This is a genomic window from Bradyrhizobium sp. CB2312 (assembly GCF_029714425.1).
Taxonomy (GTDB): Bacteria; Pseudomonadota; Alphaproteobacteria; order Rhizobiales; family Xanthobacteraceae; genus Bradyrhizobium.
The window spans coordinates 2405589-2421274 of record NZ_CP121668.1 but is presented as its reverse complement, the minus strand read 5'-3'; the positions used below and the strand labels follow the sequence as shown (position 1 = coordinate 2421274).

Genomic DNA, 15686 nt, shown 5'->3' with positions numbered 1-15686 from the left:
TTCAAGCCGCGTTGCGCTGCGACGGCTGGGCGGATTCGTCGAATGCGATCTGGTCGACCGGCACCGGCCGGCCGAACAGATAGCCTTGGGCAAAATTGACACCGAGCGCGGTCAGGCGCTCGAACTCCTCGGCTGTCTCGACGCCTTCGGCGGTGACCGACATGTCGAGCCCGCGCGCCAGCGTCACGATCGAGGAGATGATGGCGGATGAGCGCGGCTGATGCGTGAGGTTGCGGATGAACGACTTGTCGATCTTGATCTTGTCGAACGGAAACGCGGTGAGATAGCTCAGCGACGAATAGCCCGTGCCGAAATCGTCGAGCGCGAGCTCGATGCCGATGCTCTTCAGCCGCTCCATGAAGGCGTGGTTCTCGACCCCGCGCTCCAGCAGCACCGATTCGGTGATCTCGATCTCCAGCCGCTGCGGCGGCAGGCCGGAATCGGCGAGCGCGGCGCAGATCATCTCGAACAGCTCGGCTTCCTTGAACTGGATCGGCGACAGGTTGACCGCGACCATCAGATCGGAGGGCCAGCCGGCCGCATCCGCGCAGGCGCGCCGCAGCACGAATTCGCCGAGCGGCACGATCAGCCCGGTCTCCTCCGCGAGCGCGATGAACTGGTCGGGCGGGATCAGGCCGCGGCTCGGATGCCGCCAGCGCACCAGCGCCTCGAAGCCGCGGCGCGCGCCGGTGAGCGCATCGACGAACGGCTGGTAGTGCACCTCGAGCTGGCATTGCGCGATGGCATCGCGCAAATCGCCTTCCAGCGTGTTGCGCGCATCGAGCTCGGCCGACATCGCCTCGTCGTAGACGGTGAAGCAGTTGCGGCCCGCCGATTTCGAGCGATAGAGCGCAAGGTCGGCCTTCTTCAACAGCTGCTCCTGGTCGCTGCCGTGATCCGGCGCAATCGCAATGCCGATACTGGTGCCGATCTCGACACGATGGCCGGGCAACAGGAACGGCTCGGCCACGAGTTTTGCGATCAGTGCCGCCAGCTCGGTCGCGCAGGCGCGCTGGTCCTCGCTCCCTTCCTGGATGATGGCGAACTCGTCGCCGCCGAGCCGCGCCAGCACGTCGCCGGCGCGCAAAGCGGATCTCAGCCGCTGCGCCACCTGGCGCAGCAGCACATCCCCGGCGCCATGACCGAGGGAATCGTTGACGTTCTTGAAGCGGTCGAGATCGAGCATCAAGATCGAGAAGGCCGCGCCGCTGTCGTCGAGCTGGCGGTGGAGCTCGTCGAGCCGGGCGAGGAAGAAGGCGCGGTTGGGCAGGCCGGTCAGGATGTCGGTCTGGGCGAGCTCGAGCACGCGACGGTTCGCCAGCGACAGCCGCCGCGAATTGCGGCTGGCGAGCATCAGATAGGTCGACAGCGACAGCGTCAGCAGCATGCCGACGATGAGGACCGCGGCCGCGCGATCATAGGCCGTCTCCAGCGCGCCGCCGGCCGTCGGCATGGCGCGCACCTGCCAGTCGGTGTCACCGATCTTGAGACCGCCCGACCAGTGCAGCGTCCGCCCGACATCGCGCATCGACTGCGGCGCGGTGGCGGCCGACGAAAAATCCGGCAGCATGTCCTCGAGGCTGACGATCTGCCCCGTGAAGGGCGGATAGACGTTGACGCTGACCGCAGGGCTTGCGCCGGTGGTCACGCGAATGGTGTGGATCAGCAGCGGCAAATCGAAGACGCCGACGACGAAGCCGGCGAGATTGCGGCGCCGGTCCGCGACCGTCTCGCGCGACGTTCCCTTGGCATAGACGGGAAGCGCCACGAGCACGTCAGGCTGCCGGCCGCCCTCCTTCGGCTCGAACAGGCGCGTGCGAATGGCGGCGACGCGGTCGTTGTCGCGCGCCCGCTCCAGCGCCGCACGGCGCTCCGGGACGGTTGCGTAGTCCATGCCGTAGACCAGCGAGGTCTTCGGCTGGGTCGAGTAGAACACCGGGAAATATTCGTCGCTCTGCGGCGCGGTCGAAAAGCTCTCACCCTGGAGCGACTTGATGCGATAGCCGGAGACGCCGTCCGTGATCGCGGCGGCCTCGTATTCGGCGCGCTCCTTGCGATTGACGCGCGGCAGCCAGGCGATGCGCAGCATGCCGGGATGGCGCTCGAACAGGCGGGCGCTGAAGGTCTCGAATTCGCTGCGGGTGATTTCCTCGCTGGTGGATTCGAACAGCGTACGCAGCGCGACCAGCCGCGAGATAGACTCGCTCATGCCGTTCTGCATGACGATGGCTTCGGTCTCGGCCGCGTTCTCGAATTCGATCCGGTTGACGCGGCCTTCCCAGCGCGCGACGGCGGCGGCGCCCAGGATCGAGAACAGAAGCCCGACGGCGACGGCAACGAGCGCAGGGCGATAGAGCCCGAGCAGCGGCGCGGCACGCCACCATCCGGTCATACGCTTCCGATCCTGATCGTTCTGATCGCGACCGCCCATCTTAATCCCGCAAGTCCCCCTCGGCGCGCCGGTACGAACTTCTGGTTGAGCCACCGGCGCGACTATCGGACAAGGATCGCGGTTAAGAACTGCACAATTTCGGAACCCGCGTGGTCCGCATCACGCGGCTTAGTTAACGATTGCCCCGCAAGTCTCAGCAGTCTGGACATAAGTTGCCGATTTTCCCCGGTATCGTACGGACCCGCTGGTCGTGACGCGGTTAGCCACCTGTTCAGGGCCTCAGACTTATCCTTCCACCAGACGCATCCAGCATCCGGCAAGCATCCTCATGACACGATCGCGATCCGCGACATCCGTCGCCCTGGCCATCGCATGGCTGGCCGCGTTGATGCTTACGGCAAGGTGCGAGGAGGCCGGCGTCAGCGCGGACACGATCCTGTTCGGCCAGGCCGCCGCTCTCGAAGGCCCCTCCTCCGCGCTCGGACAGCGCATGCGGCAGGGCATCGTCGCGGCGTTCACCGAGATCAACGCCAAGGGCGGCGTGCTCGGCCGCAAGCTCCAGCTCATCAGCCGCGACGACGGCTACGATCCCGACCGCTCCGTGGCGCAGACGCTGCACTTGATCGACGACGACAAGGTGTTCGCGCTGATCGGCGCGGTGGGAACGCCGACCGCGATGGCGACGATCCCGATCACCAGCACCAGGAACATTCCCTTCATCGGCCCGTTCAGCGGCGCCGAATTTTTGCGCGACCTCGAGCTCGCCAACGTCGTCAACATCCGTGCCAGCTATGGCGCGGAGGCCGAGGCCTGGATCAAGCACCTCACGGAGGATCGCGGCTTCACCCGCATCGGCATCTTCTACCAGGATGATTCCTTCGGCCGCGACGGTCTTGCCGGCGTGAAGCGCGCGCTCGCCAAGCGCGGCCTGGAGCTCGCCGCCGAAGGCACCTTCGAGCGCAATACCCGCGCGGTCGGCTCGGCCTGGCGCACCATTAAGCGCGCCGAGCCCGAGGCCATCGTCATGGTCGGGACCTACGGTCCCTGCGCGGAGTTCATCAAGCTCGCGCATCGCAGCGGCTCCTATCCGACCTTCGTCAACATCTCCTTCGTCGGCGCCAATGCGCTCGCCAAGGAGCTCGGCCCCGAGGGCGAGGGCGTCATCGTCTCGCAGGTGGTGCCATTTCCCTGGGACCGCTCGCTCAAGCTCGTCGCCGACTACCAGGCGGCGCAGAAGGCAATCGACCCGACGCTGACGCCGGACTTCGTGTCGCTCGAAGGCTACCTCTCCGGCAGGCTCACGGCCGCAGCGCTGGAAAAGGCCGGCCCGCAACCGACGCGCGCGAGCCTGCTGCGCGCCATCAACGATGTCGGCCGCTTCGACATCAGCGGCAGCATCGTCACCGTCGGCGTGCGCGCACTCGACACGCCGCCGAAGGTGTTCTTGACGGTGATCCAGAAGGACGGGACGTTCAAGGCGGTGGACCGGCTGTAGGGCAGTGCACGTCACGAATGCGCGGGCCCTCCAGGAGGGACAAGGCAATCGCGTTCGCGAACTCGGTCGTCAAAAAGAAACTAGTTTCTCGGTCAGCTCGGCGAAGCTGGTAACCCGCGACGTCCGAGACGGCACAGCACTTTCCGCAACAGCAGCCGTATCAAACCAGTAGGCATGCCGGAATCCGGCGGACAAGGCCCCCTCCACATCCGATCGAACATCATCTCCGACGAACACAGACGAGCGCGCCTCCGCGCCGATCTCCGCCAACGCGTGGTGGAATATCCTCGGATCCGGTTTGCGTAGACCGACGCGTTCCGAGATGACGACTGAGTCCATGAGATCCCCAAGTCCCAAGGCGCTGACGACGGCAAGCTGCATGTCCGAGCGGCCATTGGTGACGATCCCGAGCCTGACGGCTTTGCCCCGAAGCTGGCGCAGCAGTTCCTCAGCGCCCTGTCGCAGGCGGCAGGACTTCGGAAACGACCGCAGATAATCATTCAGAAGGCGCTCGTCGGCATGCCGTGCTTGCGGAAACTCGCGGCTCAACTCGCCGTATACCCGATCCTTCCAAACCCGCCCGCGCTCCTCGAGCTCGACGAAGCGCTGTGCGAACCGCATGGCATCAGGCACTTGCATCTCGAGAAGCCGACAGGCCTGGGAGGTGACGAAGGTTGGAATGGCGGCGGCACGATCGTGAAGGGTGTCGTCAAGGTCGAACAAGACTGCCCGCTGCATTGCGCCTCCCACGCTGCTCCGACACTCATGGTTGCCGTGAAACGACTATGGATGAGCGCTGTCACCTCGGCAATGCCGGCATCTGCCGCGACCGCCTCGATCCCAAGAGCGCGAGACGCCGCGGGCCGGAGCGAGGTTCAAGACAGCAGCATCGTAGGGTGGGCAAACCGAAGCGTGCCCACCACTTCTGTCGCACTTCTGGATTAGTTGTGGGCACGGCGCCAGTGCGCCTTTGCCCACCCCACGATTCCAGACTCGTTGAGAGATAGCCGCTCACTAATGCAATTGAGACTCCACTAGCGCACCGATGAAGGTGCGTTCCCTCCCCCCTTGTGGGGGAGGGCTAGGGAGAGGGGTGGCCCAGGAAAAGGTGCCGCTTGTTGACGACGCACTGGTTGGCGCGCGACGGAGAGAATCCCCGTGTGGCACCCCCTCCCTGCCCCTCCCCCGCAAGGGGGGAGGGAACGGAGAGAGCGGCGCTTGTTGGCGAGAGGGGCGTTAAGGCCGCCGCGTCCAGCGGTCGGCGTTGACGGCGCCCTGAGGCACCTCGCCTTTGACGATCGCCTCGACCTGCCGCACGGTTTCCAGCGACTGGTATTCGATCGCTTGCGGCGTCAGGCCGCCGACATGCGGGGTGGCGATGACGTTCGGCAGCCTGGCGAGCTCCGGCGTCGGCATCTGGTCGGGCGCGCGGCCGACATCCATTGCCGCGCCGGCGATACGGCCCTCCAGCAGCGCCTTGGCGAGCGCGGTCTCGTCGACGAGATTGCCGCGCGAGAGATTGACGAAGACGGCATGCTTTTGCATGCGGGCGAGCGCGGCCGCGCCGATCAGGTTCTCGGTCTGCTCGTTGGCGATGGCCAGACAGACCACATAGTCCGATGCGGAAAGGAGCTCGTCGAGGCTGACGTGCCGGATCGCGCTGTCGCTGACATCAGCGAAGGGATCGGCGACCAGCACCTCCATGCGCAGCACCTTTGCGATCTCGGCGAGATAACGCCCGATGCTGCCATAGCCAATGATGCCGATCCGGCTAGCCGCGAGCTGGCGTCCCATCCGCGCTTCCGGCTTGCGGCCGGCCTGGTAGTCGGCCGTCGTCCGCGACACGCCGCGGGAGAGATCGACCATGAAGCCGAGCGCGAGCTCGGCGACCGCCTGCACGAAGCCGGGCCCTGCGCGGGTCACGAGCACGCCGGCCTCCGAGGCCGCCTCCACATCGACGTTGCGGATGTCGACGGCGCAGCGGACGAAGGCGCGCAGGCGCGGCAGCTGCGCGAAGATCTCGCCACGTCCCTCGGTCATGCGATCGGCAACGATGATGTCGGCATCTTTCGCCGCGCGCACGAGGCCGGCCGAGTCGAGCGGATCGTCACCTTCGTGCAGGATCACCTCGGCGGCCGCGCGCAAGCCGTTCAGGCTGCGATCGCCATAGTAATTGCGGCGCATCTCCGGCGTATGGGCCAGCAGAACTTTCACGGCAAGACTCCTTCAGTAGCCGAATGCCCGCGGCAGCGCGGTCGAGAGCCATGGCACGAAGGCGATGACGAGCAGGCAGAGGAAGAGCAGGCCGAGATAACCCATGATCGGCTTCACGGTCTGCTCGATCGGCACGTTGCCGATCAGGCAGGCGCCGTAGAGCCCGAGCCCGAGCGGCGGCGCGAACAGGCCGATGCCCATCGCGATGACGAGCACGACGCCGAAATGCAGGGGGTCGACGCCGAGCTGCACCGCGACCGGCAGCAGCAGCGGCCCGAAGATGATCAGCGCGGCGGCGCCTTCCAGCACCGAGCCCATCACGATCAGCACGACGATGGCGAGCAGGATGAACAGCCAGACGCCCGAGGTCTTGGAGAGGCCGAGCATGAAATCGCCGACCGCATGCGGCACCTGCTGCAAGGTCAGCGTGAACGCCAGCGACTGCGCGGCGGCAACGATGAACAGCACGAGACCCGCACGCGTTGCCGCCTGGACGAAACTGTGCGCGGCCGATCTGAAGCCGAGCTCGCGAAACACCACGCTGCCGACGACGAGCGCATAGGCGACCGCGAAGGCCGAGATTTCCGTGGCCGTGGCAAAGCCGCTCTTGAAGCCGAAGAAGATCATGAAGATCAGGCCAAACGAGGCGACCGCGCCGGTCCATAGACCCGACACCGGCGCCTGCGGCGCGACGTCCTCGGCGTCCGCCGGCGGCTTGCCGAAGATGATGGAGACCGCAATCAGCACCAGCGCCATCAGCGCCGCCGGCAGAAGCCCCGCCATGAACAGGCCGCCGATCGACAGGTTCGCGACGAAGCCGAGGATGATCAGGTTGATGCAGGGCGGGATGGTCTCCGCCATCACCGCGGACGCGGCGAGCAGCGCCACCGCGCCGCCCGGATTCTGCTTGGAGCGGCGCGCGGCCGGAATCAGCACCGAGCCGACCGCGGCGACGTCGGCCATCTTCGAGCCTGAGATGCCCGAGAACAGCACCATCGAGGCCACCATCACGACATTGAGGCCGCCGCGCATGCGGCCGACCGCGCGCTGCAGCAGCTCGATCAGCCGCACCGACATGCCGTTGGCTTCCATGAGGTAGCCGACGAGGATGAAGAAGGGGATCGCGAGCAGCACGAAATTGTCGATGCCGCGCGCCATCTGCTGGGCGAAGATCACGCCGGGCAGTGCGCCCTCGACCCAGATGAAGATCAGCGCCGCCAGCGCCAGTGCAAAGCCGATCGGCAGCCCGCCGAACAGGGTTGCAAAGAAGCCGATCAGCATCAGCGTGCCCGCCGAGGGCGCCGACGACGGCGACAGATAATCCCAGGCGAGATAAAGGCCGGTGACGATGACGATCGCAACGAGGCCCTTGACGATGTCAGGGAGCGGCCTTGCGCAGAGATGGTCGATGGCGAACACCGTCATGAACAGCGCGCCGACGCCCATCGGGTAGAATGTCAGCTCCAGCGGCAGGCCGGAGCCGGTGGTCTGGCCGGCCGTGAGCGAGCCGAGCTTGATCGCATTGTAGGCGACATAGCCCGAGATCAGCACGATCAGCAGCGCGCTGGCAGCATCGACCAGCGCGCGCAGTCGCACTGGCAGGAGGTCGCGGAAGAAGGACACGCCGACATTCTCGCCGCGCGCGAGCGCGCTCGCCGCGCCGAAGAAGGCCGAGCCGACCATGAGGCCGCGCGCGACGTCATCGGACCATTCGACCGGCGCGTTGAAGAAGAAACGCAACAGCACGGAGGCGCACACCACGACGAGATCGGCGGCGAGCAGGATGGCCGCAATCGCGTCGCTGACGCGAAGCAGCAGGGTGATGCTCCCGTGGCGGCCGCCCGAGACTGGCACGGCGGCGGTCATGGTCAGCTCAGATTTGGTCATCTCAGGCTTGCGTGGCGCGGATCATGTCGATGACCGGCTTGGATTCCGGCCGCGCCTTGATGAAGTTCTCGATCTGCGGCGCGACGCGCTTCTTGAAGGCCTCGCGGTCGCATTCGGCCACGGTCACGCCCTTCTCGGTCAGGGCCGCGAGCGCCTCCTTCTCGACCGCGAGCCCATGGGCCCTCGTGTCGGCCGCGGCCTTCTTGGCGGCATCGAGGAAACCTTCGCGCAGCTTCGGATCCATGCGGTTGTAGGTCATGTCGCTGAAATAGATCGCGAGCGGCGAGAAATTGTGCTGCGTCAGCGCGTAGAACTTTGAGGTCTCGAAGAACTTGCTGGCGAGGATGGTCGGCGGGTCGTGCTCCAGGCCATCGAGCACGCCGGCCTGCAACGCCGTGTAGATCTCGCCGAAGGCCAGCGGCGTCGCGGCCGCGCCCATCAAGCGCAGGCATTCGGTGATGACGGGATTTGGCAGGGTGCGAATCTTGAGGCCGGCGAGATCCTCCGGCGTCTTCACCGGCTTCTTCGCCAGCACGCTGCGCGAGCCGAAATTGTAGGCCCAGGCGATGATGCGGATGTTGCCGCCCTTGAGCAGCGCGTCCTCGATCGGCTTGGCCGCGCCGGAATCGAACGCCTTGGTCTGTTGCGGGAAGCTCGAGAACAGAAAGCCGAGGTCGAAGGTGCCGACCAGCGGCACCAGATTGGCCGAGATCGACGAGCCCGACACCATGAGGTCGATGACGCCGAGCTTCACCGAGTTGATGACGTCGATTTCCTGGCCGAGCTGGTTGTCCGGGAAGAAGGCGACCTCGACCTGCTCGCCGAGGCCGTTGCCCTTCAAATTCTTCACGAGGTTGTCGTAATAGACGCGGCCGTTGGCGTATTTGGGATCGTTCGGCAGCGAGGAGGAGCATTTCAGCTTCAGCGTCGCAGCTTCGGCGCGGCCGATGATGGCGGGAGAGAGCACGAGGCCGGCGGTGACCGCCGCCGATGACTTGATGAACGCGCGACGGTTCACGGGCACGATGGTCATGGTGCGGTCTCTCCCAAGCATTCTTGTTTACGGCCGCGATCGTTGTCGCGGCCTGTTGCGTAGACTGTATGGCCAAAGCGACGGGGCAGGCAAGGGTTGCGCCCGGACCTCGCGAAGCCGCGCGCGGCGAATGGCGACGGCACGCGCGAGCAGCGAAGGGCCATGTTTTTGCGGGATTTGCGATCAGGACCAGCCTCCGGACCGGGACGCGAGAGAGCACGTCGTGCAGCGGCGGGGATCAATCCAATTGGCGCATGGATCAATGCGCAATTCACATGGATGGCACCAGAACGATGCTCCTCCCGCTCCGGCAGACGCCCTGCCCCATTTTGCCGCAGCGGGCAGGGTGATCCAGCGCACAGACAGTATCATGGCGCAGACGTAGAAAGGGTGACATCATCGCGCGCATTGCCGATGGAGGTGACACCATGCGCCGTCCAGTCCTTTGCAATTTGCTTGTTGCATCCGGCCTTCTTGCATTCACACAATTGATGACGCCAACGGACGCCGCTGCCGAAGCGCGGCTCGCGCTCGTGATCGGCCAGTCCGCCTATCGCACAGTGCCGGAACTGCCCAACGCCGCCAACGACGCCAAGGGCATGACCGAACTGCTCGGCAATGCCGGCTTCACCGTCACGTCGGCGGCCAATCTCGGTCAGAACGAGATGCGCGCGGCGATCTCGGACTTCGCCGACAAGGTCAGCGCCAGCGGCGCCGACACCGTCGCGCTGGTGTTCTATGCCGGCCACGGCCTCCAGATCGACGGCGAGAACTACCTCGTGCCTGTCGATCTCGATCCCAAGCGCGAGGCCGACATTCCGCTCCAAGGCGTGCGGCTGAACGACATGCTCAACACGCTCGGCGCATTGCCGACGCGGGCGCGCATCTTCATGCTGGACGCCTGCCGCAACAATCCGTTCCCCGCGCTCAGTGGCGCCGGCCACGGCCTCGCCATCGTCGACACCAAGGCCGGCGCGCCCGGCTCGTTCATCTCCTATTCGACCTCGCCCGGCGCGGAAGCCGAGGACGGCAACGGCATCGACAGCCCGTACACCACGGCCGCGCTGACCATCGCCAAGCAGCCGAACCTGCCGATCGAGGAGGTATTCAAGCGCATCCGCGTCGCAGTGGCGCAATCGACCGACGGGCGGCAGATTCCCTGGGAAAGCTCCTCGCTGACGACCGATTTCAGGTTCTTCGGCGGCGAGAGCAGTTCGTCGTCCCTGCCGGGCGCATCATCGATGGCGCTCGCCAGCGGCACGCGCAGCGTCGAGGACTGGCGCAAGGATCTGCAGGGCAAGGACGCCAAGGCGGCCTATGAGATCGTGATCGCTGACGACACGGTCGAGGCCTATCAGGCCTATATCGAGCTCTACGCTCAGGACGTCCGCACGCCGCGCTTGCGCACCGTACTGGAGCGCCGGCGCCAGATGCTGGCCTGGGAGCGCGCGGTCGCCATCAACACCCGCGCCTCGTTCGAGGCCTATCTCGCCAACTGGGACAACAGCGACCTGGCCGCGACCGCGCGCAGGCTGCTGCTCCGGGTGCAGAACCGTAACTATGCCTTGCCGGTCGCGGCCGCGGCGACACCTGCCCCGATCGCCGTCGCATTAGCGCCGACCTGCCCGTGCTCGACGCCGACGCCGCCGGCGAGCCCGGCCAACCCGGCCGTCGCGCCCATCATCAAGAAGCGCGTCGACGACACACCGCCAAAGCGCAAGGTCGACGAGACGCCGCCGAAGCGCAAGGTGGTCGAGACACCGCCAAAACCGCGCCGGCCGCCGCCCGACGAAGTGGTCTACGAGCGCGCACCGCCGCCGGATCGCGGCCCGCCGCCCGGCGCCATCATGCAAGGCATCGGCATTGGGATCGGGATCGGCATGGGCATGGGTGGCGGCCGCGGCGGCGACTACCACAACGACCGGGGCCGGTACTGAGGGCTGACGCCCGGTACGGAGGACCGATTTGTCCTCCGTCATTGCGAGCGCAGCGAAGCAATCCAGACTGCCGCCGCGGAGGGATCCTGGATTGCTTCGCTTCGCTCGCAATGACGACGGATGTAGAGAAATTGCGTCTGCCGCTTCCCGACACGGAAATGCTGTAGTCTTATCGGCTGACAAGCCTTTCCGGAGACGACTCATCGATGCCGCACGACACTCGCGCCAAGGGATCATCGAAGCACGCCTGGCCGCTGTTCAGCTCGCTCGCGTCCTACGCCCTGCCCGGCGATCTGATGGCGGGGCTGACGCTGGCGGCGATCGCGATCCCCGAGCAGATGGCGACCGCGCGGCTCGGCGGCTTCGCACCGCAGATCGGCTTCTTCGCCTTCATGGCGGGCTCGCTCGGATTTGCGCTGCTCGGCGGCAACCGCTTCCTGTCCTGCGGCGCCGATTCCACGATCACGCCGATCTTCGCCGGCGGGCTTGCCGCGCTCGCGGCCACCGGCACGCCCGAATATCAGGGCCTCGCGATCGCGCTGGCGCTGATGGTCGGCGCGATGATGCTGGCGGGCGGCGCATTCCGGCTCGGCGGCATCGCCAACCTGTTGTCGGTGCCGGTCATGGTCGGCTTTCTCGCCGGCATCTCCGTCCACATCATCGTCTCGCAACTGCCGGGCGTGCTCGGGCTTCCATCGCCCAGCGGGCCGACGCTTGATCGCATCGGCGTGCTCGCAAGCGAGATCGGCCAAACCAATCCCATCACGTTCTGCATCGGTTTCGGTGTGCTCGCCGTGGTCTTCATCTCCGAGAAGATCAGCGCGAAAATTCCAGGCGCACTGATCGGGCTGGTCGGCGCGACGCTGGCCACGATCGCGCTCGGCCTCGAGAGCAAGGGCGTCAGCGTCGTCGGCAGCGTGCCGGGAACGCTGCCGCGGCCGACCTTCCCCGAGCTCGCGCCGGAACTGTGGGTGCGCCTCGTCCCGCTCGCCTTCGTCATCACCGTCGTGGTGATGGTGCAGACCGCCGCGACGACGCGCTCGTTCCCGTCCGATCCTGACAAGCCGGCCGATGTCGACCGCGATTTCCTCGGCGCGGGCGCCGGCAGCGTTTTGGCCGGCCTGTTCGGCGCGTTTCCGGTCAATGCCAGCCCGCCGCGGACGGGCATCGTCGCCGAGACCGGCGGGCAGTCGCAGCTTGCCGGACTTGCCGCCGCGGCGATCGTGCTGGCGCTGCTCGCCTTCGGGACCGGATTGCTGCAGCACGTGCCGGACGCCGCGCTCGGCGGCATCCTGCTGTTCGTCGCGCTGCGCATCATCCGCGCCAAGCAGATCGTCACGATCTACCGGCAGTCGTTCGGCGAGTTCCTGCTGATCGTCGCCACCGCCGCGCTCATCATCGTGCTGCCGATTCAGCAGGGCGCCTTCCTCGGCATCGCGCTGTCGCTGCTGCACGGCATCTGGAGCACCACGCGCGCCAGGCTGGTCGAGTTCGAGCGCGTGCCGGGCACCACGATCTGGTGGCCGGCGCATCCGCACCTGCCCGGCGAGCGCATCGCAGGCGTTGCCGTGATCGGCCTGCAGGCACCGTTGTCGTTCCTCAACGCACCAGGTTTCCGCAGCGACGTGAGCAAGGTGCTGGGCACATCGACACCGCAATTGCTGGTGCTGGAGGCGAGCGGAATGGTCGAGATCGACTTCACCGCCGCGCAGATTTTACTCGATGTGTTCAAGGTATGCAGCGAACAGGGCGTCACCGTCGCGCTGGCGCGGCTGGAATCGGTGCGCGCGCAGGACGCGTTCGAGCGCTTCCGGTTGTTCGACGCCCTGCCCCGCGAGCATGTCTTTCACAGCGTCGACGAAGCCGTGCGCAAGCTGGCGAAATAGCCGTCTTCACGCGGTCCGCCGCCCAAGGGGGCGATACTTTTGGTCGCCGGCCAGTTCACGGAGTGAGACCGTGGCCTCCGCGTCAAAGCTAGTACTTGATTTCCTGCTGCGGCGGGCGACAATGACGTCGCGCCAGCTTCCGGTACCGAACTTCATATAAGACGGGGAAAACCCGCTTGGCCACGGCTATACCGTCGCTGCGCGGGAGGGATCGTTATGACGGTAGGGCTCAAGCGCTGGCCGCAGCGCCGACATGATCCAGGCCGCCGGTCGTATGGCCGTTACGATTGGGAGCGATGTAATCGCGCCGCTGCACCGCGAAGAACGCCCCCTGGTTCGCGGCGAACTGGCCACCCCGGCACTGCAAGCGGAACACCACCAAATGATCATCGAGCCAACGCATTGCGCAGGCATCAAGGCGCGCATGCGTTGAACCACGGAGACGTAATCGACTGAAAGGGACTCCAAGCCGGCGCAAGACTGGCCGTAGGGCATCAGCTCGGGCACATCGAGGAGGGATGCATGACGACAGTAACCCGACGTAACGTCCTCAAGGGCGGTACCGCGCTGGCCGGCGGCATGGCCGGCATCCTGGCGGTTGGTAGGGCGCCCGCCTATGCGCAAGCCGCCACGGTGCACTGGCTGCGCTGGACAGACTTCGTTCCGGCGTCAGATCAGCTGCTGCGCAACGAAATCGCCAAGGAGTGCGAGAAAGCGCTCGGCATAAAGCTCAATATCGAGACCATCAATGCCAACGACATCCAAGCCCGCGTCACCTCGGCGATCCAGTCCGGGTCCGGCCCCGACGTCGTCTGCGTCCTCAATAATTGGGGGCAACTCTACGGCGAAAGCGTCGCAGACGTCAGCGACATTGCTGAAGCGCTCGGCAAGAGCCAGGGCGGCTTCTACGAAACATCCCGCGCTGTCGCCAATGACGGCAAAAAGTGGATCGCAGTGCCGTGGTGCATCGTCGGCCTGCAGATCGCGTACCGAAAGTCCTGGTTTGCCGAGATCGGCTACACGGACGGAAAATTCCCCCAGACGTGGGAGGAGTATCGCGAGGCCGGCAAGAAGCTGAAGGCAAAGGGACGGCCAATCGGCCAAACGCTGGGTCACACCTTCGGCGATGCGCCCGCCTTCGCCTACCCCTACCTGTGGTCCTGGGGCGGCAAGGAGGTCGAGGCTGACGGCAAGACGGTTGCGCTGAATAGCCCGGCAACGGTCGAGGCGGTTAAATTCATGGTGGCATTCTGGAAGGACGCCCACGATGAAGGCGGGCTCGCCTGGGACGATTCCAACAACAACCGCGCTTTTCTGTCCGGGACATGCAGCGCCACGCTCAATGGCGCCTCGATCTACATCGAGACTCTGCGCAAGCCGGATACCTACAAGACGGAGGCCGGCGGGCCGCTGAAGGACGACATCCTGCATGCCGCGCTGCCCAAGGGCCCCGGCGGACAGTTCAGTTATCACGTCCCGTTCTCGAACCTCCTGATGGGTTATTCGAAGAACCAGGATGCGGCGAAGAAATTCCTTGGCTGGATTCACTCCAAGGACGTCTACGACAAATGGTTCGTCTCCCAGAAGGGCTTCTCGGTCGGCCCGACCACGGATTGGGAAAAGCACAAGCTGTGGGGCGACGACCCGATCATGCTGCCCTACAAGCAAGCCGCGCGCACAGGGCGCTTCGCTGGCTATGAGGGACCCTCTACGCGCAGGGCAGCCGAGGTCGTAACCAAGTACGTCATCGTTGATATGTACGCAAAGGCTGTCCAAGGCATGCCCCCCGAGGATGCCGTGAAATGGGCAGAGGCTGAGCTCAAGAAGGTCTACGTCTGAGGATAAGCCGCCCCCCTCCCATTTTTCGAGGGGCGGCGGAATCTTCCGGCCGACGAGGATCGAACATGGCGATAAGCGCGGTCTCCGACACCACGCTCCGCGAGGCGCCCCCTCCCCGGCGACAGCGTTTGCTCGAGGACGAGCGCTGGCTGGCGTTCGTGCTGCTGGTGCCGACCATCGTACTGCTCGGCCTGTTCATCGCCTATCCCTTCATGCGAGGGATATTGCTGTCGGTCACCAGCTCGCGCGTCGGTATTCCCGGCGACTTCGTCGGCCTCGCCAACTTCTACAAGATCTTCAACGACGGGATCTTTCGCACCGCCGTTTATAATACCTTCCTCTATACGGGCGTGACCACCGTCTTCAAGCTGGCGCTAGGGCTGTGGCTGGCCATGCTGCTCAACCGTAATTTCCGCGGCAAGGCTTTTACCCGTGCTTTCATCCTGCTGCCGTTCATTATTCCGACCGTACTCTCGACTTTCGCCTGGAAGTGGATGTTCGACCCGACGTTCAGCGTTCTCAATTGGCTCCTCTACCATCTCGGTTTGATCACCGGGCGGATCAATTGGCTGGGCGATCCGGACCTCGCTATGATCTCGATTATCATCGTCAACATCTGGCGCGGGGTGCCGTTCTTCGCCATCAGCCTGCTCGCCGGCCTGCAAACCATCAGTCCCGAACTCAACGAGGCCGCCGCCATCGACGGCGCCAAGCCGTGGCAGCGGTTCTGGCACATCACCTGGCCGCTGCTGTTGCCCGTGACCATGGTCGTGATGCTGTTCTCGGTGATTCAGACGTTCGCCGATTTCCAGATTGTCTATGTGATGACGGGCGGCGGGCCGGCCAACGCAACGCACCTGTTCGCCACCTACGCCTATCAGATCGGCGTCGGCACAGGCCTCCTGAGCGAGGGCGCCGCCATCTCGCTCGCAATGTTTCCGGTCCTGTTTCTGGTCGTCGTCATCCAGCTTCTCTACATCCGCCGCGTGGAGGTCCGCTGAGC

The 15686-nt window shown here is 65.5% G+C and carries 11 protein-coding genes; 5 read left to right on the top strand and 6 right to left on the bottom strand.

The features are described 5' to 3' along the window. Window position 1: 1 nt before the first annotated feature. A complete protein-coding gene (locus tag QA642_RS11450; protein WP_283084757.1) occupies window positions 2-2392 on the bottom strand; it encodes an EAL domain-containing protein in 2391 nt (796 codons plus the stop codon). 328 nt (window positions 2393-2720) lie between these two features. Between QA642_RS11450 and QA642_RS11445 the strand changes: the two genes are divergently transcribed. Next, complete coding sequence (locus QA642_RS11445) at window positions 2721-3887, top strand: ABC transporter substrate-binding protein (protein WP_283084756.1); 1167 nt, start codon at window positions 2721-2723, stop codon at window positions 3885-3887. 69 nt (window positions 3888-3956) lie between these two features. Here the strand turns inward: QA642_RS11445 and QA642_RS11440 are convergent, their stop codons facing one another. From QA642_RS11440 to QA642_RS11425, 4 genes are all read right to left on the bottom strand, one after another. Beyond that, window positions 3957-4625 (bottom strand): HAD family hydrolase, encoded by a 669-nt coding sequence (locus tag QA642_RS11440; RefSeq protein WP_283084755.1) that lies wholly within the window; start codon window positions 4623-4625, stop codon window positions 3957-3959. 498 nt (window positions 4626-5123) lie between these two features. Beyond that, on the bottom strand, window positions 5124-6101 hold the full coding sequence (locus QA642_RS11435; protein ID WP_283084754.1) for a hydroxyacid dehydrogenase: 978 nt from the start codon (window positions 6099-6101) through the stop codon (window positions 5124-5126). 12 nt (window positions 6102-6113) lie between these two features. Next, the gene (locus QA642_RS11430) at window positions 6114-7967 is read right to left on the bottom strand and encodes a TRAP transporter large permease subunit (protein ID WP_283086856.1); all 1854 of its coding nucleotides are present in this window, start codon (window positions 7965-7967) and stop codon (window positions 6114-6116) included. 22 nt (window positions 7968-7989) lie between these two features. Continuing rightward, window positions 7990-9021, bottom strand: coding sequence for a TRAP transporter substrate-binding protein (locus QA642_RS11425; protein ID WP_283084753.1), 1032 nt, complete (start codon window positions 9019-9021; stop codon window positions 7990-7992). A 428-nt stretch (window positions 9022-9449) separates the two neighbouring features. Here QA642_RS11425 and QA642_RS11420 point away from each other — a divergent pair, with 428 nt between their 5' ends. Together QA642_RS11420 and QA642_RS11415 are read left to right on the top strand one after the other, a co-directional pair. After that, window positions 9450-10958 (top strand): caspase family protein, encoded by a 1509-nt coding sequence (locus tag QA642_RS11420; protein ID WP_283084752.1) that lies wholly within the window; start codon window positions 9450-9452, stop codon window positions 10956-10958. Window positions 10959-11164: 206 nt separating this feature from the next. Then, window positions 11165-12844 (top strand): SulP family inorganic anion transporter, encoded by a 1680-nt coding sequence (locus QA642_RS11415; RefSeq protein ID WP_283084751.1) that lies wholly within the window; start codon window positions 11165-11167, stop codon window positions 12842-12844. A 229-nt stretch (window positions 12845-13073) separates the two neighbouring features. On the opposite strand, the gene QA642_RS11410 is transcribed toward QA642_RS11415, so the two are convergent. Continuing rightward, window positions 13074-13247: a hypothetical protein gene (locus QA642_RS11410; RefSeq protein WP_283084750.1), complete on the bottom strand. Its 174-nt coding sequence runs from the start codon at window positions 13245-13247 to the stop codon at window positions 13074-13076. Between the two features lie 119 nt (window positions 13248-13366). Here QA642_RS11410 and QA642_RS11405 point away from each other — a divergent pair, with 119 nt between their 5' ends. Next, complete coding sequence (locus tag QA642_RS11405; RefSeq protein ID WP_283084749.1) at window positions 13367-14683, top strand: extracellular solute-binding protein; 1317 nt, start codon at window positions 13367-13369, stop codon at window positions 14681-14683. A 65-nt stretch (window positions 14684-14748) separates the two neighbouring features. Continuing rightward, window positions 14749-15684 (top strand): sugar ABC transporter permease, encoded by a 936-nt coding sequence (locus QA642_RS11400; protein WP_283084748.1) that lies wholly within the window; start codon window positions 14749-14751, stop codon window positions 15682-15684. Window positions 15685-15686: the final 2 nt, after the last annotated feature.